A 25,764-nucleotide genomic window follows, 5' to 3' on the forward strand; every position below is an offset into this window, starting at 1 on the left:
CATCATGGACTGCGGACCTCGAAAAGCCCGTCATGCCTGCGCAAGCAGGCATCCAGTGACTTTCAAGCTTTTGAAAAGCAACGACACTGGGTCCCCGCTTGTGCTGGGATGACGAGCAACTGCGGGTTTTCGCGGTTCCCTTACTGAGCCAGGATCGCGCCGTAATGGCCGTTCACCGTGACGGTCACGGTGCCGTTCTGCACGGTGTATTGCGTGCCCGAGATCAGCTCGGTGAGATGGCTGCCGTTGATCACGCTCATCTGGCCCACCGGCACCGTCATCGCATGCGCGACGGTATCGTTGTTGAGCGCCACCGCGATGCGGTTGGTGCTGTCGAAACGGCCGTAGGCGTACAGCTTGTTGGTGTCGTCGGTGAGCAAGGTCATGAACGAGCCGGTGCGCAGCGCCGGATAGGCATTGCGGATGGTGGTGAGTTTCTGGGTCAGCGCCACCGCGCTGTTGGTGATGCTGCCGAGGGTCCAGTCGAAGGTGCGGCGGTTGTCCGGGTCGGCGCCGCCCTGCATGCCGTACTCGTCGCCGTAGTAGATCGTCGGCGTGCCGACGTAGGTCATCTGGAAGAACAGCGCGAGATAGGTCTTCCAGATGTCGCCGCCGGCGCGGTTGCCGAAGCGGGTGATGTCGTGGCTGCTGAGGAAGTTGGACATCGCCTGCTGCACGTCGGTCGGATAGTTCGCGCGCGTGCCGTGCAGCCAGCTGTCGAACTGCGAGACCGGTATCGACGCGGCGTTGCCGCTGTAGTCCTGGCCGGTGATCCATTCGGACACCGGCTGGGCGAAGCCGTCGTAGTTCATCGCGCCGTCCCACTGGTCGCCGGTGTCGGTCCAGGGTCCGGCATTGCCCCAGAATTCGCCGAGGACGTCGGCATTGGGGTTGACCGATTTCACCGCGGTGCGCAGCTCGGCCATGATCTGATGGTTGGTGGTGTCGCTGCCGTTGTTGCCGTTGGCGTCGAGGTATTGTGCCGCGTCGAGCCGCCAGCCATCGATCGAGTACGGGGCTTGCAGCCAGGTCTTCACCACCGAGGTGCTGCCGGCATAGATCGCGTTGCGCACGGCCGAGCCGGTGGCGCCGTAGTTGAGCTTGGGCATGCTCGGTACGCCGAAGAACGTGGAGTACGTGCCCGGCCAGCTCTGGAAGTTGTAATAGCCGTACCACGTGCTGGACTGCGACTCGTAGGCGCCGTTGGTGGCCCACCAGTTGTAGCGGTCGAACCACGCATGCGTGTCGCCGGTGTGGTTGAACACGCCGTCGAGGATCAGGTAGCCCCTGGGCCCGTTGCTGGTGCTGTGGATGTCGGCGCTCAGCGTCTGCAGCGTCGCGTTGGTGCCGAACGCCGGGTCCACCGTGGTGTAGTCCTCGGTGTCGTACTTGTGGTTGGTCGGCGAGTGGAAGATCGGGTTGAGATAGATGATGTCGGCGCCGACGGTATTCTTGATGTAGCCGAGCTTCTGGTCGATGCCGGCAAGGTCGCCGCCGAAGAACACCGCGCTGTTGCAGCCGCCTACGTTGGATACCACGCTCGTGCCCCAGGCATGCTTCTCGGTGGCGCAGCCGGCGTAGGTGTACTGGCCGTTGGTGACGTCGTTGGCGGTGCTGCCGTTGTAGAAGCGGTCCGGGAAGATCTGGTACATCACGCCGTTCTTCATCCATGCCGGCGTGGTGAATCCGGGCAGGATGTAGAAATCGCCCGACGAGGGCTCGGCCGAGGTGGTGCCGGCCGCATTGAGCCAGGCGGTCGCGCTGCCGTCGTTGATCTGGAAGCGGTAGTACTTGTGCGAGGCGCTGGCCGGTACGGTGCCCTTCCAGTAGTCGTACACGCCGGTGGCATCGTTCGACGACCAGCTCATCGCCACCCAGTGGAAGGCGCCATCGGCGCTGTCGTAGTACTTGATGTTGGCGCTGGTGATGTCGTTCTTGAACGTGCGCAGGGTCAGCGTCACCGCCTGGGCGGAGGTCGGTTCGACGTGGTTGTCGAACATCGGGCCCTGGTCGTGGAACAGTCCGGCCCATTCCACGTTGTTGTCGTTGCTGGCAGCGCTGGCCGGGCTGTTCAGCGCGGGCAGGGCATAGAGTGCCAGTGCTGCGCAGATCGCCAGCGCCAGGGACGGCTTCACGCCGAGTATCGTCTTTCCGTCATCGCACATCAGGTAGATCTCCTTCAGTGACTGCATGAACGCGCGCCGCGGCGCGGCGCGCGTCGGGCGACGGAGATGGCTCAGCCGTTGTCGCCCAGGGTCAGTGCGATGTCGCGCACTGTTGCCGCCATCACCCGTACATAGGTGACGGCGCCGTATCGATCGTGGCCGCTGGCCCAGCCTTCGCCCTGGCCGTGCTGCAGCGCATCCAGGCTCTGGAATGTCGGCAGGGCGGTGCCGCCGCTGCGGACGGTCGCGGCGGCGGCGCCATGGATCTTCAGCAGATAGAACTTCAGTGCGGGCCGGAAACTGCCGGAGACGGCGCCGGTTTCGAAGCGCACCGTGCTGCCTTGCCGCCGTACGGACAGCGCCTGCGCGAAGTACGCGCCTTTTTCGTAGTCGTAGGTGTTGCCGTCGTCGTCGTAATAGTCGAACTGCGTGCGCGTGGCGGCGGGAAATACGTCGACGTCCAGCTGCGTCAGCGGCTTTTCGCCGACGTAGTCCATCGGCGGCTGGGTCGGGATGATCGCGCCGTCGCGGATGAACAGCGGGATGTCGCCCCAGTGCTTGCTGTCGATGGCGAGGCGGACGGTCTGGCCGCCTCGGTAAGCCTTGCCGCTGAACCAGTCGGTCCAGCGGCCGGCCGGCAGGTAGATGTCCTTCGAAATCTGCCCCGGCTCGACCACCGGCGACGCCAGCAGCCAGTCGCCGAACAGCCATGCGTCGACGTCGTTGCGCAGCTGCGGATCGTGCGGCCAGTCGAACAGCAGCGGGCGCACCAGGCCTAGGCCGCTCGTGTGATGACGCCAGGCGTAGCTGTAGATGTATGGAATCAGCGCGTAGCGCAGCCGGATCGCATCGGTGGCGGCTTTCTCCGCGACCGGCCCGTAGACCCACGGCTGCCGCTTCTGGCCGAAGTCGCCGTGTACGCGGAAGATCGGCGTGAACGCACCGAACTCGATCCAGCGCGCGTAGTTCTCGTCCGACGGGTGGCCATGGAAGCCGCCGCCGTCCATGCCCCATTGCATCGCGCCCACGTCGATCGCGCTGAGCATGCGCGCACGCTGACCGGCCATGCTGGCGAAGCCGGTGGGAATGTCGCCCGACCACAAGCCGTAGGCGTAGCGCTGGGAGCCTAGCCAGAAGTTGCGGTTGATCGACCACACGCGCTGGTTGGAGAACGCGCGCTGGCCGTCGTAGAGCGTGCGCTGCATGTTGAGGAACTGGGTGTTGCTCGGCGTATTGTCGGCCTCGTCGTTCCACCAGCCGGCGATGCCGGTGGCGAAACTCCGTTTCAGCGCGTCGTTGAAGAACCAGGCGCGCGCGGCCGGCTTGTCGAAGTCGATGTCCTTCACCAGTTTCAGCGAAAAGTAATCCGGCGCGGCCGTCTCGTCGGGACGCCACAGGTCGTGCGCCGTGGCATAGCGGCCTTCCACCGTGTCGACGTGCACGCGCGGCTTCATGATGCCGGTGAGGTGGATGCCGCGCCGGTCGAGATCGGATTTCAGCTTGCCGCTGGGTGCGTCCGGAAACTTGGCGGCGTTCCAGCGGAACTCGCCGTAGTTGTCCTCGCCCCATGCCTTCCAGTCGAAGTCGAGCGTGAAGTTGTCGATCGGTATGTGTTTGGCGCGGTAGGTGTCGGCGATCTGCAGCAGCTCCTTCTGGTCGATGCCCCACTGGCTGTTGGTGAAGCCCATCGCCCACTTCGGAAACAGCGGCGACCGACCGCTGAGCTGCGCCAGCGCGGTGAAGATTTCGCGGGGTGTGCCGACCAGGATGTAGTAGTCGGGATGCCGGCGCGCGCTGCTGTCGACGCTGATCGCACCGGGCTTCAGGGTGAACGTGGCGCCATCGCTGTCCAGCAGCACGCCGTAGCCGGCGGTGCTCCACACGAACGGTGCGCCGGCGTGGCCTTGTTCGCCGGCATCGGCGACTTGTTTGCCGGTACGCAGCAGGCCGGCGCCGGCATCTTCGGTCGCGTTGTAGCCGCCGATGCCGTACAGCGCGTCCTGCGGTTCGTGCTGCAAGGTCAACCCGCCGTGTTGCAGCGAAGCGAGGTCGAGCTGCAGCAGGCGGTGATGCTGCGCGTCGTCGATCTGCAGCTGGCGATGCTGCCCGTCCCAGCGGATCGATGCGCGCGCGGTGGCCATGCCCGCGTCGTTCGCGTCGGTACGTACCTGTTCGAACACCGGGTGCGCGGTGTCACGGTCGATCACCAGAGCGGGCGCATCGGCAGGGTCGCTGCGCGTGTTCTGCACGTGCACGACGCCGGGCGCGACGAAGCGGATGCTGAGCTGATCCGCACCCTGGCCGATCAGCATGACGTGGTCGCGGATATGTGCCATGGAGGTCGCCTGCTGCGGCGGTGATGTCGCGGCGGTCGCGCCGATCGGCGCCAGCGCAAGGCCCAGCCAGAACCCTGTCGTCATACCGAATCGGTCGCGTCGTGCTGAACTTTTCATCGCATCACCTCAGTGTTCATTGCAGGATCGCCGTAGTGTAGGGCGGCATCTGCAGTCGGTTGTTCCGCAGCGTGACGCCGGGCCTGCTGTGCAGCAGCACGGCATGGAAACGGCGATCACCCAGCGTCGTGTTCTGCGCCCGGCCGGACAGGTTGTGCACGACCAGCACCCGGTTACCGGCGTCGTCGAGTTGCCATGCGGCGAGGTGCGGGTTGCCTGCGGCATAGGCATGGAAGGTGCCGTCCCGCAACACGCCGAGCCGACTGCCCCAGTGGATCAGCATCGTGTAGTAATGCAGCAGCGAATCCGGGTCGGCCTGCTCCGCCTCGACCGACACCGTCGGACTCTCGTGCGAGGTCGAGGCCTCCCAGGTGGTTTCGCCTGGTGCATCGGTGGCGCGGTTCCAGCGCATCGGTTCGCGCAGATTGGGATCGGGCTTCCGCCCGCGCATGCCCAGTTCCTCGCCGTAGTAGACGAACGGCTGGCCGGGCAGGGTCAGCAGCATCGCGGCGGCCATGCGCATGTGCTGCGGGTTGCCGCCGAGCTGGCTCATCACGCGGTCCTGGTCGTGGTTGGAGAGGAACGGTGCATCCACGCCCGACTTGCCGGCGACCTTGCGATAGGCGGCATCGGTATGCGCGATCCACGCAGCGAGGTCGCCGGCACGTTCGCTCCCGGCGCTGGCGATCAGCCGCTTCGCCAGCGGAAAATCGAACGCCGCATCCAGCGGCTTGAAATACGGCGCCAGCTGGTCGGCCGAGTCGCGGGTCACCTCGCCGACGATGTAGGCGGCGGGGTCGACCGCATTCATGCCGCGACGGAACTCGGACCACCAGGCGATGTTCTTCGCCAGCGTCTTGGGGTTGTCGAGATCCGCCTTGAAGTCGAGGTAGATGTGCTGCGCGGCGTCGAGGCGGAAACCGTCGACGCCTTTCTTCAGCCAGTACTGGCCGACCTTGATCATCTCCCGCCGTACGGCCGGAGTGTCGTAGTCGAGGTCGGGCATGGCGCCGGAAAAGTCGCCCAGGTAATGCGCCGCGCCCATGGCGTGCCACGCCTGCGGTCCGGCCGCGTCCTGCTCCTGCAGGTCGGTGTGCGGACCGGCCCAGCTGTACCAGCCGTGATACGGGCTGGCGGGATCGCGTGCGGCCTTGAACCAGGGATGCTGATCGCTGGTGTGGTTGATCACCAGATCGATGATGACCTTCAGATGGCGCTTGTGCGCTTCGTCCAGCAGGCGCTGGAAGTCGGCCATCGTGCCGTATTGCGGATTGATGCCGTAGTAGTCGGTGATGTCGTAGCCGTGATAGCTGGGCGACGGATTGATCGGCATCAGCCAGATGCCGCTGACGCCCAGCGACTGCAGATAATCGAGCTTCGCGGTGACGCCGTTGAGATCGCCGATGCCGTCGCCATTGCTGTCCGCCCAGCTGCGCACGAAGATCTCGTACCAGACGCCGGAGGGTGCCGATGCGGCAGGGGCGGCGGGTGCGGCCGCGGCCGGCGCGGAGCCGCCCAGCGCGAGCAGGGCGAAGAGCAGTGACGAAGCGATGCATCGGATCATGGTTGGCTCCAGCTGCGGCGAAAGATCGTGACGCTCATGCGGCGAGGCTGCCGCCTGCACGCGCCACGAATTCGTGGTGCGCTGGCAGCGAGTTCTTGGCGCGGCCGACCAGGGAGCGGATGTCGGCGAGGAACCCGTCCAACTGCTCCGCAGTCAGAGCGTCGGCCAGCGGGTTATGGCGTTCCGGCTCGATGTGCTGGCCCAGCAGAACCTGCAACCAGCCGGTCTCGGTGAACAGCTCGTCGGCCTCGCGGAAGATCAAGCCGGTGCGGCGGAACAACTCGATGCGGCGCGCCAGCGACGGCGGGATTTCCATCGCGCCGCATTGCTGCCAGAACGGCGTGTCGGTGCGCTCGGTGGCCTTGTAGTGCAGGATCAGGAAATCGCGTACGCGCTCGTACTCGAAGCGGGTCTGGCGGTTGTATTCGTCGACCAGCTGCCGCTCGCAATGGCGGTCGGGGAACATAGCCAGCAGGCGATTGATGCCCGACTGCACCAGATGGATGCTGGTCGATTCCAGCGGTTCCATGAAGCCGGCGGCCAGGCCCAGCGCGAGGCAGTTGCGGTTCCACGCCTGCCGGCGCATGCCGGTGACGAAGCGCAACGGGCGCGGATCGTCCAGCGCTTCGGTCTCCAGGTTCTCCAGCAGCTGGGCGGCGGCTTCGTCGTCGCTGATGAAGCGGCTGCAATACACGTGGCCGTTGCCAACGCGATGGCGCAACGGGATGCGCCATTGCCAGCCGGCCGTGCGCGCGCTGGCCTGGGTGTACGGGCGCATCGGGCCGCCGGGGGCGCTGGGCACCGCAAGCGCGCGGTCGCAGGGCAGCCAGTGCTGCCAGTTCTCGTAGCCGGTGTTCAGCGCGCCCTCGATCAGCAGGCCGCGGAAGCCGGAACAATCGATGAAGAAGTCGCCTTCGACGACCTCGCCGTTGTCCAGTTGCAGCGATTCGATGAAGCCGTCGCCTGCGCGCAGGTGCACGTTTACTACCTTGCCCTCGGTACGCCGCACCGCGCCCGGCGCGATGCGTTCGCGCAGGTACTGGGCGTAGCGCGAGGCATCGAAGTGGTAGGCGTAGCGGACGCCGCCGATCGGGCTGTCCGGTACTGTTTCCAGCGGCGCGAAGCGGTTCTCGGCTGCGGCCGCTGCGTTGAGCGAGTACGCCCACAGCCCAGGCGCATTGGGGTTCTCGCGCCGGCTGCGCAGCCAGTAATGGTGGAATGGCGCCAGACCCAGCGGCAGGCCGATGTCGCCGAAGGCATGCAGGTAGGAATCGCCGAGGCGGCCAAAGTCGTTGAGCTGCACGCCCAGTTTGTAAGTGCCGTGGACGGCGCGCAGCAGCTCGTCCTCGTCGATGCCGAGGAAGCGGTTGATGTGGCGGATCTGCGGAATGGTGGCCTCGCCTACGCCGACGACGCCGATCTCGCTAGACTCGATCAACCGGATATCCCGTTGTGGACCAAGTGCCTGGGCGAGCAGGGCTGCCGTCATCCACCCGGCAGTGCCGCCACCCACGATCACGACGCGGCGGATGCGGGGGTCGTTCATGTCATCGCTCCTCGGCGTCCTGCCTCAGTTGCCGCGCCACCGTCGCTGCGGATGCGCGGATCATGAAAAAAAACCCCGCCGGAAAACGCACAGCGGGGCACCTTGGGGAGGTAAGGTCGATACGACTTACTTGAACTTGTACGAGGCGCCCACCGAGTAGGTGCGACCGTAGCGTTCCCAGGTCTGTACCTGGCGAGGGTCGTTGTTCTGGAACGTGGTGAAGATCTTGTTCGACAGGTTCTGGCCCTGTGCGATCAGGGTCAGGCCCTTGAAGCGGCCGCTTTCGAACGTGTAGCTCACCTGGGCGTCGTAGGTGTTGCCGCCCTTCAGCGTCTGCTCGATGCGCGTGGCGCTGATGCCCGACACCTCGCCCAGGAAGTTGGAGCGGTAGCTGTCGCTGATGCGCGCCTCGAAGCCGTCGTGCTGGTAGTACAGCGTGCCGTTGGCGACCCACTTGGACAGGCCCGGCACGGTGATCGCCGTGGAGTTGCCGGCATAGACCAGCGAGCTCTTGGTACGGTTGGCGGTGAGGATCGTGCCGAAACCGTCGAGCACCGGGGTGAGCAGGTTGAACGGCAGGTTCAAGGTGCCCTGGATGCCTTTCACGTAGCCGTGGCCGTCATTGGTCGGGCCGGTGACGACGCCGTAGTGGGTGCCCAGCTGGGCCAGCTGCGCCTGAGTCAGGGTGAATGGCAGGAAGGGGCTGAAGTTGTACAGGAAGGACGAGTTCGGGTTGATGTAGTCATGCAGATCGATGAAGTAGCCCGACACCGAGAAGTAGCCGCCGCCGCCGCTGCGGCACAGATCCGAGTTCTTCTGGTCGGCCGAATTGCACTGGAAGCCCGACGCTGGACCCGAGAAGTAGTGTTCATAGCTGACGTTGTAGTTGTCGGCCATGGTGGGCGTGAGCTTGGGGTTGCCGCCCGAGGCGCTGAAGAACGCCTGGTTCGGGTTGGTGCTCTGCAGGAGAGTGACGTTGCCGCTCACCCCGAGGCCGGCGTTCATCTGGTCCATGCGCGGGCGGGACAGGGTGCGGGCGGCGCTGAAGCGCAGGTCGTCGTGGTCGGTGAAGCCGAAGATCAGGTTGGCGCTGGGCAGGTAGCGGGTGTAGCTGGTGCTGCCGGCTACCGGGATCAACTCGATCGCGTTGCCGGTGATGGCGCTGCCCGGCGCCACGCGCTCGCCGGTTGCACGCTGCGCGGTGTGCTGCGCCTGCATGCCGAAGTTGCCGCGCAGGCTGACATCGCCGAGGTTGGTGTCGATGTTGAGCTGGAAGTACGGCGTGAAGACGTTCTCATGCGTCGTCCAGTTCGGCGGCGTGCCGGTATTGGAGCCGAAGGTAGGCACGTTGACCAGCGAGCCGTTGTCGATCAGGGCGAACGGGTTGTAGCAGAGCTCCGGGCCGATGCCCATCCACGACAGCGGATCGCAGCTGCTGCCGCCCTGGATCGGTGCGGTCTTGACGGCATTGCCGCCGCTGAGGGTACCGCCGCCAAGGGTCAGGAAGGCCTGGTCGATGTGGTAGGACTTGTTGCGGCGGCTGTTGCTCACGCCGAACTCCAGGCTTGAGAACGGGCCGCTGGCGAAGCTGCGCTCCACCGAGAGGCGCAGGTTGGCGAGGTAGTCGACGGTGCGCGGCGCGTTGATGAAGCCGGCCTGCACCACGTCGTTGCCGCCGCCCCAACCCTGCGGGTCGGTCAGCATCACGCCCTGGGTGTAGTTCAGCGACGGGCTGAGGTTGAGCAGGCCGTTGCCGAGCTCTTGGAAGCCCACGGTGTCGAGTGCGCCGCCGCTAGAGCCGTAGCCGGTGCCGGAATAGCTTTCGAGTTCGACCTTGCGGCTGGTGGCGCGCGAATAATTCGCGGCGGCATCCACCGACCAGTTCTCGTTGATGGTGAACTTGTTGTCCCAGTTGAAGTTGTAGACCCGGGCACTGTTGCTGTTGTAGTCGTTGCGGATCACCGGCTTGACGTTGCCATAGGTGCCGCTCTGCACGAAGCCGCCGCCGTTGACGTGGGGATCCGGCACTACCACGCCGCCGGGCTGCAGCTGCGCTGAGCTGTAGAACAGCGGAAACTCCATGCCCTTGGCCTGCTGGGTTTCCTTGAAGTTGTCGTAGGTGACGTCGATGGTGCCGGTGTAGAACTCGTTCGGCTGCCACTGCACGGTGGCCAGCAGGCCGTTGCGCTTCAGGGAGTCGGTGATGCCGTAGTTCTTCGAGCCGCCGATCACGGCGTCGCCGTTCGCATCGGTGGCGTAGCCCCACGGCCCCTGGTGCTCGATCTGCGAGGGGTTGTCCTCCAGGTCCACGCCCAGGGTCACGCCCACGGTATGGTTGGCGAACTGGTCCACCCACACGCCGTTGAGGTTGTGGCCCGAGTTGCTAACGCCCGAGCCGTTGGCCAGCTGGGACATGCTGTTCCAGATGTACTTTGCGTTCACCGCCGCCTCGGGGCCGGACTTGTCCAGCGGGCGGATGGTGTGCATGTCCACGGTGCCGGCCAGGCCCTGGCCGATCAGGTCGGCTTCGGGGCTGAGGTGCACCACCACATTGTCGAACCAGCTCGACGGGTACTGGTCGAATTCCACATCGCGGTTGTTGGAGGTGCTGACCTGCTGGCCGCCGTTGACCAGCGCGGTGGAGAAGTCGGGGCCCAGGCCATGGATGGTCAGTACCTGCGGGCGGCCGTCCACGGTCTGCACGGCGAGGCCGGGCAGGCGGCCGAGGGTGTCGGCGATGCTCACGCCAGGCAGCTTGCCGACCTGCTCGGCCGACACCGCCTCGACGATGGTGCTGGCATTGCGCTTGAGCGCGGTGGAGTTCTCGATGCTGCTGATGAAGCCGCTGACTTGGACTGCCTGCAGCTTCTTGGCATCGAGCTGCTGCTGCTTGTTGGTGCTGGCCTTCTTGGTACCGGCCTTGTCGTCCTTGGACGGCGGCGCCTGGGTGTCCTGCTGCGGCGCGCTGCCCACAGGCGTGCTGCCGGCGTGGGCGACGGTGCAAAGTCCAAAACAGATGGATGCGATTGCCACGGCCAGCACGTTGTGTTTCAAAACCATGTCTTCCCCTCCCACGAAAAGTGCCGCCGCAAATCTTGATTTTTGAGTTTCCCCGCGCTTCCGTCGGCGACGACCGTCGGCAGGTGCGCCGGTAGAGAGACTCCATCAGCGTGTCCGCATGGTAGGGCCGCATTTTGCGGGCGAAGCGGTTTGTGCATACGTATTCATTCTGCTGCTTTGCATCGCAAACATGCGCCTGGCGATCTCGCCCAAGGCACATCGAGCACGCAGGTCCCGATATGCCGGACAGTCGCCGACGCCAGCATCAGAAGCCATTGCGCGCCCTCCAGCGGATTTTCATATGGACGTCCAAACGCGCATTCCCTCTGTATGCTGCAATGCGATATCCGTCGCCCATGAATACGTATGCACAGTCACCGCGGCACCCTTATGCAGCCGGTAAGCTCCCCCACAAGCTGCGAAAGCACCGCCTTGGGCGTGTCGCTTAGACTCGGGAAAGAACTTAAGGGACATGCGAATGAGTGATGCACCCTGGTGGCGCGGAGCCGTCACCTACCAGATTTATCCACGCAGCTTCCTGGACACCGACGGCAACGGCGTGGGCGATCTGCCGGGCATCATCGAGCGGCTCGACTACGTGGCCAGTCTGGGCGTCGACGCGATCTGGATCGCGCCGTTCTTCAAGTCCCCGATGGCCGATTTCGGCTACGACATCGCCGACTACCGGGACGTCGATCCCTTGTTCGGCACGCTGGCGGATTTCGATCGCCTGCTGGCCAAGGCGCACGATATCGGCCTCAAGGTGATGATCGACCAGGTGCTCAGCCATACCTCGATCGAACATCACTGGTTCAAGGAAAGTCGCGAGAGTCGCGACAACCCGAAGGCCGACTGGTACGTGTGGGCCGATGCGAAGGACGACGGCAGCGCACCGAACAACTGGCTGTCGCTGTTCGGCGGTTCGGCCTGGCAGTGGGAGCCGCGGCGCGGGCAGTACTACCTGCACAATTTCCTGATCTCGCAGCCGGATCTGAATTTCCATCATCCCGAAGTACGCGCGGCGATTCTCGACAGCGTGCGCTTCTGGCTGGACAAGGGCGTGGACGGCGTGCGGCTGGATGCGATCAACTTCTGCTTCCACGACCGCGAGTTGCGCGACAACCCGCCCAAGCCGAAAGAGAAACGGGTCGGCCGCGGTTTCAGCCCGGACAACCCTTACGCGTTCCAGTACCACTACTACAACAACACGAGGCCCGAAAACCTGGGGTTTCTCGCCGAGCTGCGCACGTTGATGGACCGCTATCGGGATGTGGCCGCGCTGGGCGAGATTTCCTCCGAGGATTCGCTGGCCACGATGGCCGAATACACCCGGCATGGCCGACTGCACATGGGCTACAGCTTCGAGCTGCTGACCGACGATTTCAGCGCCGCCCACATCCGCGGCACGGTGCAGGCGCTGGAAGCGCAGATGACCGAAGGCTGGCCGTGCTGGGCCATCTCCAACCACGACGTCGAGCGCGTGCTGACGCGCTGGGGCAAGGGCCGGTCCTCGACCCAGCTGGCCAACCTGCTCACGGCGATGGTCTGTTCGCTGCGCGGTTCGGTGTGCGTCTATCAAGGCGAGGAACTTGGCCTGACCGAGGCCGAGGTGCCGTACGAATCGCTGCAGGACCCTTATGGCATCGCGTTCTGGCCGCAGTTCAAGGGCCGCGACGGCTGCCGCACGCCGATGCCGTGGAGCGACGATCAGGCCCATGCCGGTTTCAGCCACGGCATGCCGTGGTTGCCGGTGCCGCAGGAACATCGCGCGCTGGCGGTGACCAGGCAGGAGGCCGACCCGCATTCGGTACTGAACGGTTTCCGCACCTTCATGCACTGGCGCCAGTCGCAGCCGGCACTGCGCTGGGGCGACATCGAATTCATCGACACTGTCGAGCCGGTATTGGCGTTCACTCGCCGATTCGACGGGCAGACCACGCTGGTCGTGTTCAATCTGGCCGATGCCGCTGTCGACGTCCGCTTGCCCGCGATGCTCGGCGTGCCGCATCGACTGGACGGCCATGGTTTGCTGCAGGGACATTTCGATGGCGACGAGCTGCAGCTGCCCGGCTATGGCGTATGGTTCGCCAGCGTGAAGTAATGAACCCGGCGCGTCGCGTGGTTCGCCACCGACCCGCGGCATGCGTGCTGTTGGGCATGCTGTTGGGCGGCGGCATCTGTCCCCCAGCTGCGGCATCGAAAGCATCGCATGCGCAGATCTTCGAAAGCACGGTGGTACGTCTGCAGCTCGATGCGCCGGCGTTTGCGCCGGAAAAGATAAAAGTCGACATCTACCTGCCGCCGGGCTACGACCAGACCAGCCGCCGCTATCCGGTGCTGTATGCGAATGACGGCCAGGACATGGCCGCGGTGGGCCTGCGGCCGACGCTGGCGCGACTCTACCGGGTGCATGCGATCGAGCCGGTCATCGTGGTCGCGATCGACATGCTGGCCGATCGCGCCGCCGCATACGGCCTGTCTGACCGTGCCGCCTCGCGCAGTCTCGTCGGCGGCTCGCCGATCGGTCCGATCGGCACGCGGGCGCAGGACTATTCCGCCTGGGTCGCCGGTGCGCTGGTGCCGTACGTCGACGCGCACTACCGCACGCGCAAAGTCGCGCGCGAACGCACCATGCTGGGCTGGTCGCTGGGCGCACTGAACGCGTTCAATCTCGGCTGGCAGTATCCGGACGTGTTCGGCCGGGTCGGCGCATTCTCGCCCTCGTTCTGGCTGGCGGCGGACCGCACGAGCGCCACGGCGGTGCAGCACACGCGGCTGGCGCAGGCGATGGTCGACCGTGGCGGCAAGCGCGCCGGCCTGAAGATGTGGTTTGCGGTGGGTACGGCGGAGGAGGCCAAGGATCGCGATGGCGACGACATCAACGACACCGTCGACGACGCGCAGGACGTGATCGAAGGCTATCGCGGCGCCGATGGTTTCCAGGTCCGCGGCCTGAAGCAGCTCGGCTATTCGGTCGACATGGATTACGCGAAGCATCCGTCGCGGCGCGCAGATGCGTCGCTGTTCCTGCTGCAGGGCGGCGTACACAACCAGGCGTCATGGAAGCAGATGCTGCCGCCCTTTTTGCGGTGGGCCTATGGCAGCCGTCCCGTCGACTAGATTGCGCTGTTGCAGGAGCCCGCGCGCGGGCGATGCTCTTGCTCTGAATCCTGCCACGCGACCATCGAAGCTGAGGGTATCGCCCGCTAGCGGGCTCCTACAGAAACGCGGGCGGTCTGCTTCATGGAGGCGGGAGCTGCCCTCCTTTTTGCCGTGGGGCCTATGGCAGCCGTCCCGTCGACTAGATTGCGCTGTTGTAGGAGCCCGCGCGCGGGCGATGCTCTTGCTCTGAATCCTGCCACGCAACCATCGAAGCTGAGGGTATCGCCCGCTAGCGGGCTCCTACAAAAATGCGCGGGGCCTATCGCCGTTCGGCCGCCGTCTTGTCGCGAATGCCGCAGAATTCCGAATCCGCGTTCCAGTTCGGCCACGCATCGGAATTCGCCAGATCGCCGCCTACCGTGTAGAGCAGCTGCAGATCGCGAGCCATGCCGGTGAACGGCCAGCTGGCCTGCCACTCGTCGGAGGGCTGGTGATAGTGCTTGGCGATGTAGTCGTCTTCCGCGGCTTTGCCGGCGGCAAGTCCGCCGTCGATCCAGTCGTTGCCCGATTCGAACGAGATCGCCGGCACGCCGCGCTTGGCGAACGAGAAATGATCCGAACGGAAGAAGCTGCCGGCCTCCGGCCTCGGGTCAGGCGTGTAGGTCATGCCATAGGTTTTCGCGTCCGCGATCAGGTCGTCCAGCAAACCGAGCCTGGCAATGCCGGAGATGGTGAAGTTGCGGGCGGGCCCGTGCGGATCGAGCGCGTCCACGTTGATCACGCCGGCGGTCTTCGCCAGCGGATACAGCGGTTTCGACGCGTAGTATTCGGAGCCGAGCAGGCCTTTTTCCTCGGCGGTGACATTGAGGAATACCACCGAACGTTCGGGCCGCGATCCCTGCGCGAACGCCCGGGCCATTTCGATCAGCGCAGCGGTGCCGGTGGCGTTGTCGACCGCGCCGTTGTAGATGCGGTCGCCTCTTGCGTCGGGCGCGCCGATGCCAAGATGATCCCAGTGCGCGCTGTAGATCACGGTCTCGTCCGGGCGCTTGCTGCCTTCGATGCGGCCGACGATGTTGTGTGACGTGACTACGCTCGTATCGACCTTGAAACTGGCCGACAGACTCTCGCCTTTCAATATCACCGGCTTGAATTCGCGCGTCTGCGCCTGCTTCTTCAAGGCATCGAAATCCAGACCCGCGTGCTTGAACATCTGCATCGCCAGATCGCGCTGGATCCAGCCCTCCAGCTTCGGATGCACCGCGGATGGATTGTCGCGCACGATGTCGAACATGGCGTTGGTGTTGGAGTTCTTCACCGTGGCCCAGCCGTACGAGGCCGGCGCGGTTTCGTGCACCACCAGCGTGCCCAGCGCGCCCTGCCGGGCGGCCTCCTCGTATTTGTAGGTCCAGCGGCCGTAGTAGGTCATCGCCTTGCCGCCGAAGTCGCCCTTGCCGGTCTCGAAGTCCGGATCGTTGACCAGCACCACCGCGATCTTGCCATGCAGATCGATGCCCTTGAAGTCGTCCCACTTGCGCTCGGGCGCCTTCACGCCGTAGCCCACGAACACCAGCGGCGCGTTCGCGATCGCCACCATGGTCGAGCCGTCCATGGGCGCGCGCATGGCGATCTGTTCACCCTGGCTCAATGCTTCGCTCTTGCCGCCGAGGTCGAGGATCAGCGTCGGCGTGCCGATGATCTGGCTACGCAACAAGGGCACGGCCTGAGTCCATGCTCGCTTGCCGTCTTTCAGGTCGCCGCCGGGCTGCAATCCCGCGGCTTTCATCTGTGCCACTACGTAATCGATGGTTTTTGTCTCGGCCGGCGTGGCCGGGCCGCGGCCTTCGAACGCATCCGAGGACAATGTCCGGACCTCGGCGGACAGCCGCCCGGTACTGAAGGTGAGCGTAGTGCCGGCGGCCAGCGCGACATGGCACGCGGCCGCGAGCAAGGTGCAGAGTAGCAATCGTTTCACGGAGTCACCGACCGGGGATGGGGTACTCCGATACTAAGTGAGCATCGGGTGTCCGGTCCATCCACCGGCGGCCGGCAAGTGATGGCGCGCCGACGGTTTTGCCGTCCGACTTGCCTGTGTCAGCGACTTGCCTGCATCAGTCGATGCCGATCACCTTGCCGGTGTCGGCGTCGATCCTGAGTTTGACCTTGTTGCCGGACGGATTGTGGGCCTTGGCCTTCCAGATGCCATCGTCGAAGTCCACATCATGCACATGGGTATAGCCCTGGGACTCCAGTGCCGCGCGTACGTCCTGCCTGCTCAGTTTCGAAACCAGCTTGTCCGGATAGACCTGGCCGGTCTTGGCGTCGATGCGCAGATCCACTCTGTCGCCGTTGGCGCTCCTGGCCTCTGCACGCCACATGCCGTCCTTGAACTTCAACTCGTGGACCTTGATATAGCCCTGTGCGGTGAGCTCGCTTTGCACCTGCGGTTCGGTCATCGCCTGCTGTTGTGCCATGGCGATGCCGGGAAGCGAGAGCGCGCCAAGCGTCAGGGCGAAAGTCAGTGCGGGGATCTTGTTCATGGACCGTACCTCATTGCTCGCAGGAAACCCGAGTCTTCGCCGCATCATGCAAACGTGCGGTGAATCCCCGCGATGAGACTGAATCGTGGCTGACATCGACCGCGCGGTATGTCAGCTGCGCACCGGCGCCGGTTGCTCGTCGAACCAGTGTCCGGTGTGGTTGACGATGCGCACTACCGACAACATCACCGGCACTTCAACCAGCACGCCGACCACGGTGGCCAGCGCCGCGCCCGAGCGCAGTCCGAAGATGCTGATGGCTGCCGCCACCGCCAGTTCGAAGAAGTTGCTGGCGCCGATCAGTGCGGAGGGTCCGGCCACGCAGTGCGGCACCTTCAGCCAGCGGCTCAGGCCGTAGGCGATGCCTGCATTGAGATACACCTGGATGACGATGGGCACGGCCAGCAGCGCGATGATCAGCGGCTGCGCCAGGATCGCCTCGCCCTGAAAACCGAACAGCAGGATCAGCGTGGCGAGCAGGGCGGCGGTCGACCAGGGATCGATGCGGCGCAGCGCCGTATCGAGCGCCACTTGTCCGCGACGCCGTAGCAGCCATCCGCGCCACAGCTGTGCCGCGATCACTGGTACCACGATGTACAGCAGCACCGACAGCAGCAACGTGCCCCACGGTACACGGATCGACGCCACACCCAGCAGCAACGCCACGATCGGCGCGAACGCGACCACCATGATGCTGTCGTTGAGCGCCACCTGCGCCAGCGTGAAATTCGGCTCGCCACCGCACAGGCGCGACCACACGAACACCATCGCCGTGCACGGTGCGGCCGCCAGCAGGATCAATCCTGCGATATACGCATCGTGCTGCCCCGCCGGCAGCCAGGCGGCGAACACGTGCCGGATGAACAGCCAGCCCAGCAACGCCATCGAGAACGGCTTGATCGCCCAGTTCACCAGCAAGGTGATGCCGATGCCGCGCATCTGGCGTCGCACGCCCGCGAGCTGCGCGAAATCGACCTTGAGCAGCATGGGCACGATCATCAGCCATACCAGCGCGGCCACCGGCAGGTTGATGTGCTGCACCTCGGCCGCCGCCAGCATGGCGAAGAAGCCGGGAAAGAGATGGCCGAGCGCTACGCCGGCGACGATGCACAACGCGACCCACACGCTAAGGTAGTGCGCGAAGAATCCGATCTGCGGCGACGGCACCGCCGCGACGGCTTCACTTTTCATGATTGGCTGCCGTCTGGCCGATGGCGCGCACTTCTCGCTGCGTCGCCAGGTGGTCGAGTTTTTCCAGCGGCAACGCCAGCAACAGATCGACGCGCCGGCGCAACATCAGCCAGGCCGAATGGAACGCACGCCGGCGCGCCTCCTCGTCGCCGTCGGCCGCCACCGGATCGGGTGTGCCCCAATGCGCGGTGATCGGATGGCCGGGCCAGATCGGGCACATCTCGCCGGCGGCGTTGTCGCAGACGGTGATCACCATGTCGATCGACGGCGAATCGGCTTGCGCGAATTCGTCCCAGCTCTTGCTGCGCAGCGGCTCCGTGTAGCCGACCGAGCGGGCCAGTTCGGCGGCGATCGGTTGCACCTGGCCGCTGGGGAAGCTGCCGGCGCTGTACGCACGGAACCGGCCTTTGCCGAGCACGTTGAGCAAGGCTTCGGCCATCACGCTGCGTGCGGAGTTGCCGGTGCACAGGAACAGCACGTTGTACGATTGAGTACGCATGGTCGTCTCAGCAGCAGTTCGCGTTCGGTCCGCATGCAGCGGTGGGCTTGGCATCTGGTGCCGGGCCGCAGCACGACGTACCGGTTTCGTTCGGTGCGTCGGTGTAGCTGGTGGCTTCGCCGTGCGTGTGGAAACTTTCCCAGCGGATGCCTTGCGGATCTTCGGCCCAGAACTTGTCGGAATGCGCGTAACAACAGGTAATGCCTTTCTCTGCCAGGGCCACGGCACCGGCAGCCTGCAGCCGCGCGCCGATGGCGGCGAGTTCGGCGGCGTCTTCGGCCTGCAGGCCGAGATGATCCACGCCGCTCCGGCGGTCGCGCTGCGAGATCGCGAAGTTGACCCGCGGGTCGTCCAGCATCCACTTCGCGTAATCCGGCTTGATCACGCTGGGCGTCGTGCCGAACAATGTCGTGTAGAAACGGATGCTGCTGTCGAGCTGCTCGACGTTCACGTGCACGTGGAAGCGTTTCATCGTTTTCTCCTCGCCGGTTGGCATGTCGTGGCGGGCGCGCAACCGGCGGCAGCCGAACCTGCGCAGCAGTTTTCGGTAAGGAAGCCGAGCAGGGCGTTCATCTGCGGATAGTTCGCGCGGCACTGGATCACCCGCCCGCGCCGCTCGTCGCCGACCATGCCGGCCCGGCGCAGGATGTGCAGGTGATTGGTCAATGTCGCTCCGGCCAGCCCGGTCGCCGCGGCCAGTTCGCCCACCGCCATGCCTTCTTCGCCGGCCTGCACCAGCAGGCGATACAGATTCAGGCGATGCTCCTGGGCGAGTGCGCTGAGGCAGGTGAGGGCATCTGTTGATTTCATATTTCCAGAATTATGGAAATATTGAACGGAGTCAAGCAGGCACTTCCGGTCGAGTGTCGCGGCATGGATCAGGTCCTCGAGGTGATTTGTGCAGAGAGCAGAGAAACGGGTGATGGCCGGGCAACGCGACCCGACCGGGCGGCGCGCCGGCGCTCAGCCGGCATTGGGCGCTTCGGTGGTCTTGCGCGTTCGCCGGGGCTTCGCCTGCGCCGCGGCGATGAGCTGCTGCAGGTAGGCAATGCCTTCTTCTTCGGGAAAGAAAGCCACGACGTCGGCCACGGTCAGGTCATGCCGCTTGCGCAGCACAAGGAATTCCTCGCGCGCCATTGCCATGCGCTGGGCCGCCACCGCCTTCTTGCCCATCGGTTTGGACGGTTGCTGCTTTTCCACCTTGCGTTCGAGTCTGGCGAGCTCTTCCTGGAACTGGCGGAAGTCGTATTTCTGGGAGTTCATGGATTACGCGGGTCATCGAGGAGTGGGAGGATTTTCGCACGTCGCTCCGGTGCCGCGGAGCGATCGAGGGAGGCTCGGGTGAAACCATGACCTTCGGCACTGCTTCCGTCTGCAATTGATACGATATATCGTTACAATCCGGTGTCCTCATTCTCGAAGAAGCGCTCGCATGAACAAGACGTGGGTCGATGCGCCTGCCAAGACCCGAGGAGCGATCGATGAGGCGATGGCGAAAACTTCGCCCGGGGTTCATGCACCGTCATCGCGCGCGCTGCTTTTCATCATGGTTTCCGCTTGCCTGCTGCTTGCCGGCTGCGCCGTCGGTCCCGACTTCAAGAAGCCTGCCGCGCCCGATGTCGGCGGTTACACCGCGCATCCGCTTTCGACCACGGCCAGCAGCGCGAACGTCGCCGGTGGAGAAGCCCAGCGCTTCGACAAGCGCGGCGATATACCAGGCGACTGGTGGACCTTGTTTCATTCCCGGCAGCTGAATGCGCTGATCGAACAATCGCTCGCCAGCAACCACGACCTCAAGGCCGCGCAGGCGGCGTTGGCGGTGGCCAGGGAAAATACGCTGGCGGGGCGGGGTGCCTACTATCCCAGCGTCACGGCAGGATTTTCGGCCAGCCGCCAGCAGGATCCGCCCGGTGCGCTCGCACCGGTGCCCAGCAACAACGCCTTTCTGTACAACCTGTTCACTCCGCAAGTCAGCGTGTCGTATGTACCCGATGTGTTCGGACTGAACCGTCGCACGGTGGAGTCGCTGAAGGCGCAGGAGCAGTCCGTTCGCTACCAGACGATCGCGGCGCAAATCACGTTGAGCGCGAATGTGGTGGCCGCCGCTGTCCAGCAGGCATCGCTGCGGGCACAGATCGACGCCACGCACAAGTTGATCGACATCAACAGTCACATGCTGCGGATATTGCGTTACCAGCTGGCCAAGGGTTACGTCGGCCGGCTGGATGTCGCCGCGCAGGAGTCGCAGCTCGCGCAAGTCAATGCCACGCTGCCGGCACTGGTCAAGCAGCTGGGTCAGCAGGACCACCTGCTTGCCGTCCTGTCTGGCCGGTTTCCAGGTCAGGCTCCGGCTGAAAACTTCGAGCTCGCGGATTTGCAGCTGCCCCGCGAACTGCCGCTGAGCCTTCCGTCGCAGCTGGTGGCGCAGCGTCCGGATGTGCTGCAGGCCGAGGCCAGCATGCATGCCGCCAGCGCGCAGGTCGGCATCGCCACGGCGAACCGGTTGCCGAATATCTCGTTGACTGCGAACGCCGGCAGCACGGCGCTGGCGATCGGTCAGCTGTTCAAGTCGGGTACGGGTTTCTGGAATCTGGGTGCGGCCGCGACGGCGCCGATTTTTCAGGGTGGCACGCTGCTGCATCAGCAGCGCGCCGCGAAGGCCGCCTATGTGCAGGCGGCCGAACAATATCGCAGCACGGTCCTCACCGCATTCCAGAACGTTGCAGACACCTTGACCGCGCTCGAGCAGGACGCGGAAGGCCTGAAAGCGGCGGCAACCGCCGCCGATGCCGCCAAGGTCACGCTGGACCTGTCGCAGCGTCAATGGAAGGACGGCTACGCCAGCTACCTCTCGCTATTGAGTGCCGAGCAGGCCGACCAGCAGGCGCAGATCGCGCTGGTGCAGGCGCAGGCCAATCGTTACGCCGACACCGCCGCCTTGTTCCAGGCACTCGGTGGCGGCTGGTGGCATCGCGCGGAATCAGATCGGGCTGATCCGGCCAAAGCCGATTCAATGAAGGCTGAAAATGAAAAGTGAATCCATACGCCGGGGCAGATTCCCGCGCGCTCTTGCCGCTACCTGCCTCACAGTGGCGACGTTGTGCAGCGGCTGTTCGTCCAAGCCTGACGAAAGCGTACAGGCGGCTGCAGTAACGGCCAGCAACGTGACGCTGACCGCCGCCCAGCGCCAGCACATCCATCTCTATACCGTGGCGCCGTCAATGTTCAGCGAGACGGTCGAGACCACGGGTACTGTGGATTTCGACAACGATCAGGCCACCAGCGTGCTGGCGCCGTTCTCCGGCCCGGTGTCGCGGCTGCTGGTCTCGCCCGGCGACAAGGTGAAGAAGGGCGACCCGCTGGCCGTGGTGGAGTCGGCTGATTTTGCGGCGGCCACCAGCGCTTACAGCAAGGCGCTCGCCACCGCGAGCAACGCTCGCCGGCTTGCCGATGCGGACAAGGATCTAGCCACGCACGACGGTGTTTCCCAGCGCGAGCAGCAGCAGGCGCAGACCGACGCGATCAATGCGGAGGCGGACCGCGACGCCGCGCTGCAGGCGCTGGTTTCGCTGAATGTCGACCCCAAGACGATCAAGGACATCCAGGCCGGCCGGCCGGTATCGCGCGTCGAGGGCACGATCCGTTCGCCGATCACCGGAACCGTGGTGGAAAAGCTGATCACTCCCGGCCAGCTCCTGCAGGCGGGCACCACACCGTGCTTCACCGTGGCCGATCTTTCGCGGGTCTGGGTGATGGCGCAGGTTTCCGGTTCGGAGCTGGCGTCGGTCAGCGTTGGCGATCCGGCGGACGTGGTGACAGGCATCGCATCGAAAAATATTTCCGGCACGGTGACCAACATATCGGCGCTGGTGAACCCCGATACGCGCGCGATGGTGGCCCGGGTGGTCGTCGACAACCCGGGCGATTTCCTGAAGAAGCAGATGTATGTCCGTGTGCGCATCCATTCGCGGCAGCGGAACAGCGGATTGCTGGTGCCGGTATCGGCGATCCTGCGCGATGACGAGAACCTGCCGTTCATCTACGCCTCACAGCGCGACGGCAGCTTTGCGCGGCGGCATGTGACCCTGGGCTATCGCGTCGGCGACCGCTACGAGATTGCCGACGGGCTCAAGGCGGGCGACCGGATCGTGGTCGATGGCGGCATCTTCGTACAGTTCATGCAAAGCCAATGAGTGACCAACTGCCTTCCAGCGAGCCGCCGTCGCGCACGGCTTCGATCATGAACCGGATCGTCTCCACGTCTCTGGTTCAGCCCTTCCTGGTCATCCTGCTCACGCTGGTGCTGACCGGCGCCGGCACGCGCTCGCTGCAGCGCCTGCCGGTGGATGCCTATCCCGACCTCTCGCCGCCCAGCGTGGAGCTGGTCACCCAGTGGCCCGGGCACGCCGCCGAGGAAGTGGAGCGCCTGATCACCGTGCCGGTCGAGCTCGGCATGAATGGCATACCGAAGACGGCCAATACGCGCTCCGTCTCGCTGTACGGGCTTTCCCACGTCGTCATCACGTTCCAGAACGGCACCGACAAAAACTTCGCCCGACAGGAAGTTTTCAACCGGCTTGGCGACCTCAGTCTGCCTGGCGGCGTGACGCCATCGGTATCGCCGCTGGCGTCGCCTTCGGGCTTGATCTATCGCTACGTGCTGCAAAGCTCCGACCGTTCGCCGATGGAGCTGAAGACGCTCGAGGACTGGACCATTGAACCCCAGTACAGATCCGTCCCCGGCGTGGCGGATGATTCGGGTTTCGGTGGCGGCACCATGCAGTACCAGGTGCTGCTCGATCAGGCGAAGCTCGCCGGGGTCGGCCTGTCCGCCACGCAGGTGGAGGCAGCGCTGGCGGCCAACAACGGCAACGCCGGTGGCGGCTTCTATTCGCAAGGGGGCCAGTTCTACTACGTGCGCGGCGAGGGGCGGCTGAGCACGCTGGAGGACATTGGCAATGTGGTGCTGGCCGTGCATGACGGCATCCCGGTGTTGTTGAAGGACGTCGGCCGCGTGGTCATCGGCATTGCTCCACGGCTGGGCGAATTCGGATTCGAGAAACAGGACGACGCGGTGGAGGGCGTGATCTTCCTGCGCACCGGCGAGAAAACCCAGGACGTCCTGCGGCGGGTCGAGGCAAAGACCAAGGAACTCAACGATCACGTGCTGCCCAAGGACGTCAAGATCCATCCGTTCTACGACCGCAGCGACCTGGTCGCCGTGACGACCCAGATCGTCGAGCAGAACTTGCTGCGCGGCATGTTCCTGGTCGTCGTGATCCTGATTTTCTTTCTCTACGATTTCCGCGCGGGCCTGATCGTCGCCACCACCATTCCGCTGGCCTTGCTGTTCGCATTCGTATGCCTCGACCTGCAGAACGCCTCGGCCAACCTGCTTTCCATCGGCGCGGTGGACTTCGGCATCCTGGTCGACGGCGCGGTGGTGATGGTGGAAAACATTTTCCGCCAGCTCGCCGAGCGCAAGGGCACGCCGCTCAACATCCGGGAAATCATCGTCGATGCGGCAGCGGAAGTGGATCGCCCGATCTTCTACGCCGTCGCGGTGATCGTGGTCAGTTTTCTGCCGATCTATGTCCTGTCCGGGCCTTCGGGGACGTTGTTCAAGCCGATGGCGGACACGATGGTGTTCGCGCTGGTCGGTTCGCTGATCGTCACGCTGACGCTGTTGCCGGTGCTGTGCGCGTGGCTGATGCGCAAGGGCGTGCGCGAGCGGCGTAACGGCGTTTTCGAGGCGATCAAATCGGTCTACATCAAGGGCCTCGATTTCTGCCTGGCCCACAAGTGGGGGACGACGTTCGCCTCGGCCATCCTGCTGGTCGGTTCCCTGCTGCTGATCCCGCGCATCGGCGCCGAGTTCATGCCGCAACTGGATGAAGGCGCGTTGTGGGTGCGCGCCACCATGCCCTACACCATTTCGTTCGACGAGTCGGCGAAGATCGTGCCCAAGATACGCGAGATCCTGAGTTCGTTCCCCGAAGTCACCACGGTTGCCTCTGAACACGGCCGGCCCGACGACGGTACGGATTCGACGGGTTTCTTCAATGCCGAGTTCTACGTGGGTCTCAAGCCGTACTCGCAATGGACCGGCAGCTATCGCACCAAGTCCGAGTTGATCGAGGCGATCAACAAGAAACTGCAGACCTTTCCGGGCATCATCTTCAATTACACCCAGCCAGCCGAGGACGCGGTGGACGAGGCCGAGACGGGTCTGAAAAGTGCGCTGGCCGTCAAGGTGTTCGGCCCTGATCTGGGCACGCTCCAGCAAAAGGGCAAGGCGATCAAGAAGGTGCTGGAAAACGTGCGCGGCATCCGCGACGTGACCCTGGTAAAGGAGCTTGGGCAGCCCAGCCTCAGCATCAAGATCAACCGCGCCGCGATTGCACGCTACGGCTTGAACGTCGCCGACATCAACGGGTTGATCACGACCGCCATCGGCGGCGACGTGGCGACCCAGGTGGTGCAGCAGGAAAAGCAGTTCGACCTCGTCGTGCGGCTCGAACGCCAGTACCGGAACGATCCCGAGGAAATCGGCAACATCCTGGTAGCTACGCCGGCCGGGCAGCAGATTCCGCTCAAGGAGCTGGCGGATATTCGTGTGATCAACGGCGCCTCATTCATCTACCGCCAGGACAATTCACGCTACATCGGCGTGCAGTTTTCGGTGGAGGGACGCGATCTGGCCGGCGCGGTGGAGGATGCCATCGCGCAGGTCAACAAGAAGGTCGGCCTGCCGCAGGGCTACCGCCTGGACTGGGGCGGCGAATACTCCGAATACACGGCATCGCGCGCGCAGCTGAATGTGATCCTGCCGTTGACCTTGTCGCTGATCTTCCTGCTGCTGTTCACCCTCTACAACAATTTCAAGTTCCCGTTCATCACCGTGCTCGGCGTGCTGCTGTCGGCTCCGGTGGGTGGCATCGTGGCGCTGTGGCTCACCGGCACGCCATTCTCGGTTTCCTCCGGCATCGGCTTTCTCGCCCTGTTCGGCGTCTCGGTGCAGACGGCCGTCGTCTACATTTCCTACGTCAACGAACTTCGGCGCGGCGGCGGCACCCTGGATGGGGCCATCCGCGAAGCGGCGATCCTCCGTCTGCGCCCGATCATGATGACCGCGCTGGTCGCGGCACTGGGCCTGCTGCCCGCGGCCATGGCCACCGGTGTAGGCACCGATACCCAGCGGCCGTTCGCGCTGGTCATCGTCAGCGGCCTGTTCACCCGGCTGTTGATCAGCATCTTCCTGATGCCCGCGCTGTATGCGCTGGTGGCGCGGCCGGACGACCGTTTGGAGGTATGACGCAGTCGCCGTCGGCGAGTTGCCGGTTCCGGCGGTGGTTCGCCAGTTCCGTCTTTCGGGCCGCTCCGGCGCCGTGCGGGTCCTGGATCGCCCCTTGCATGCGGGGTTGGAGCATTGCAGCGGAGGCGCCGGTGTAGGACTATCTAGAAGGGGGGATATCTCGGGTCGGCTCGGTTCGTGTGTGGGTTCGCAGTTTCGATGCGATTTCGCAGGCATGATCGCAAACGAAGCATGATCCCCAATCGTTCTCGCCGTAAGGACGTCTGATCATCGAGGGGCACCGGATGAGTCATGGAACGCGATGGAATGTATGGCTGCGCCACGGCGCG

Annotated in this window: 17 protein-coding genes; 5 read left to right on the forward strand and 12 right to left on the reverse strand. The window is 64.7% G+C overall.

Annotation, left to right across the window (positions count from 1 at the left end; translation table 11 throughout):
• Window positions 1-140: 140 nt before the first annotated feature.
• The 5 genes from ACFPPB_RS03680 to ACFPPB_RS03700 form a co-directional block, all read right to left on the reverse strand.
• A complete protein-coding gene (locus ACFPPB_RS03680; RefSeq protein ID WP_377325038.1) occupies window positions 141-2,165 on the reverse strand; it encodes a glycoside hydrolase family 13 protein in 2,025 nt (674 codons plus the stop codon).
• Window positions 2,166-2,236: 71 nt separating this feature from the next.
• Window positions 2,237-4,585 carry a glycoside hydrolase family 31 protein gene (locus ACFPPB_RS03685; RefSeq protein WP_377324527.1) on the reverse strand — a complete coding sequence of 783 codons (2,349 nt, stop codon included), beginning with the start codon at window positions 4,583-4,585 and terminating at the stop codon, window positions 2,237-2,239.
• Between the two features lie 49 nt (window positions 4,586-4,634).
• Window positions 4,635-6,182, reverse strand: coding sequence for an alpha-amylase family glycosyl hydrolase (locus tag ACFPPB_RS03690; protein WP_377324529.1), 1,548 nt, complete (start codon window positions 6,180-6,182; stop codon window positions 4,635-4,637).
• A 34-nt stretch (window positions 6,183-6,216) separates the two neighbouring features.
• Entirely contained in the window at window positions 6,217-7,728 is a 1,512-nt protein-coding gene (locus ACFPPB_RS03695) for a tryptophan halogenase family protein (protein ID WP_377324531.1), read from the reverse strand.
• Window positions 7,729-7,854: 126 nt separating this feature from the next.
• The gene (locus tag ACFPPB_RS03700; RefSeq protein WP_377324533.1) at window positions 7,855-10,788 is read right to left on the reverse strand and encodes a TonB-dependent receptor; all 2,934 of its coding nucleotides are present in this window, start codon (window positions 10,786-10,788) and stop codon (window positions 7,855-7,857) included.
• A 478-nt stretch (window positions 10,789-11,266) separates the two neighbouring features.
• Between ACFPPB_RS03700 and ACFPPB_RS03705 the strand changes: the two genes are divergently transcribed.
• Entirely contained in the window at window positions 11,267-12,889 is a 1,623-nt protein-coding gene (locus tag ACFPPB_RS03705) for an alpha-glucosidase family protein (protein WP_377324535.1), read from the forward strand.
• A gap of 17 nt (window positions 12,890-12,906) precedes the next feature.
• Complete coding sequence (locus tag ACFPPB_RS03710; protein WP_377324537.1) at window positions 12,907-13,908, forward strand: alpha/beta hydrolase; 1,002 nt, start codon at window positions 12,907-12,909, stop codon at window positions 13,906-13,908.
• A gap of 301 nt (window positions 13,909-14,209) precedes the next feature.
• Here ACFPPB_RS03710 and ACFPPB_RS03715 read toward each other — a convergent pair whose 3' ends face one another.
• From ACFPPB_RS03715 to ACFPPB_RS03745, 7 genes are all read right to left on the reverse strand, one after another.
• Complete coding sequence (locus ACFPPB_RS03715; RefSeq protein WP_377324539.1) at window positions 14,210-15,865, reverse strand: M28 family metallopeptidase; 1,656 nt, start codon at window positions 15,863-15,865, stop codon at window positions 14,210-14,212.
• A gap of 136 nt (window positions 15,866-16,001) precedes the next feature.
• A complete protein-coding gene (locus ACFPPB_RS03720; protein WP_377324541.1) occupies window positions 16,002-16,430 on the reverse strand; it encodes a PepSY domain-containing protein in 429 nt (142 codons plus the stop codon).
• 111 nt (window positions 16,431-16,541) lie between these two features.
• Entirely contained in the window at window positions 16,542-17,621 is a 1,080-nt protein-coding gene (gene arsB, locus ACFPPB_RS03725) for an ACR3 family arsenite efflux transporter (RefSeq protein WP_377324543.1), read from the reverse strand.
• Complete coding sequence (locus ACFPPB_RS03730; protein ID WP_377324545.1) at window positions 17,611-18,120, reverse strand: arsenate reductase ArsC; 510 nt, start codon at window positions 18,118-18,120, stop codon at window positions 17,611-17,613. The genes arsB and ACFPPB_RS03730 overlap by 11 nt, the downstream gene beginning before the upstream one ends.
• 7 nt (window positions 18,121-18,127) lie before the next feature.
• Window positions 18,128-18,592 carry an ArsI/CadI family heavy metal resistance metalloenzyme gene (locus ACFPPB_RS03735; protein WP_377324547.1) on the reverse strand — a complete coding sequence of 155 codons (465 nt, stop codon included), beginning with the start codon at window positions 18,590-18,592 and terminating at the stop codon, window positions 18,128-18,130.
• The gene (locus ACFPPB_RS03740; RefSeq protein WP_377324549.1) at window positions 18,589-18,930 is read right to left on the reverse strand and encodes an ArsR/SmtB family transcription factor; all 342 of its coding nucleotides are present in this window, start codon (window positions 18,928-18,930) and stop codon (window positions 18,589-18,591) included. The genes ACFPPB_RS03735 and ACFPPB_RS03740 overlap by 4 nt, the downstream gene beginning before the upstream one ends.
• Window positions 18,931-19,083: 153 nt before the next feature.
• Entirely contained in the window at window positions 19,084-19,383 is a 300-nt protein-coding gene (locus ACFPPB_RS03745; RefSeq protein ID WP_377324551.1) for a 2-hydroxyacyl-CoA dehydratase, read from the reverse strand.
• 169 nt (window positions 19,384-19,552) lie between these two features.
• Between ACFPPB_RS03745 and ACFPPB_RS03750 the strand changes: the two genes are divergently transcribed.
• The 3 genes from ACFPPB_RS03750 to ACFPPB_RS03760 are packed head-to-tail and all read left to right on the forward strand — an operon-like array spanning window position 19,553 to window position 25,435.
• Window positions 19,553-21,157: an efflux transporter outer membrane subunit gene (locus tag ACFPPB_RS03750; RefSeq protein WP_377324553.1), complete on the forward strand. Its 1,605-nt coding sequence runs from the start codon at window positions 19,553-19,555 to the stop codon at window positions 21,155-21,157.
• Complete coding sequence (locus ACFPPB_RS03755) at window positions 21,147-22,313, forward strand: efflux RND transporter periplasmic adaptor subunit (protein ID WP_377324555.1); 1,167 nt, start codon at window positions 21,147-21,149, stop codon at window positions 22,311-22,313. Before ACFPPB_RS03750 ends, ACFPPB_RS03755 begins: the two co-directional genes overlap by 11 nt.
• Window positions 22,310-25,435: an efflux RND transporter permease subunit gene (locus tag ACFPPB_RS03760; RefSeq protein ID WP_377324557.1), complete on the forward strand. Its 3,126-nt coding sequence runs from the start codon at window positions 22,310-22,312 to the stop codon at window positions 25,433-25,435. Before ACFPPB_RS03755 ends, ACFPPB_RS03760 begins: the two co-directional genes overlap by 4 nt.
• The last annotated feature ends 329 nt before the right edge of the window (window positions 25,436-25,764 follow it).

It is taken from the genome of Rhodanobacter terrae (assembly GCF_042657005.1).
Classification (GTDB): Bacteria; Pseudomonadota; Gammaproteobacteria; order Xanthomonadales; family Rhodanobacteraceae; genus Rhodanobacter; species Rhodanobacter terrae.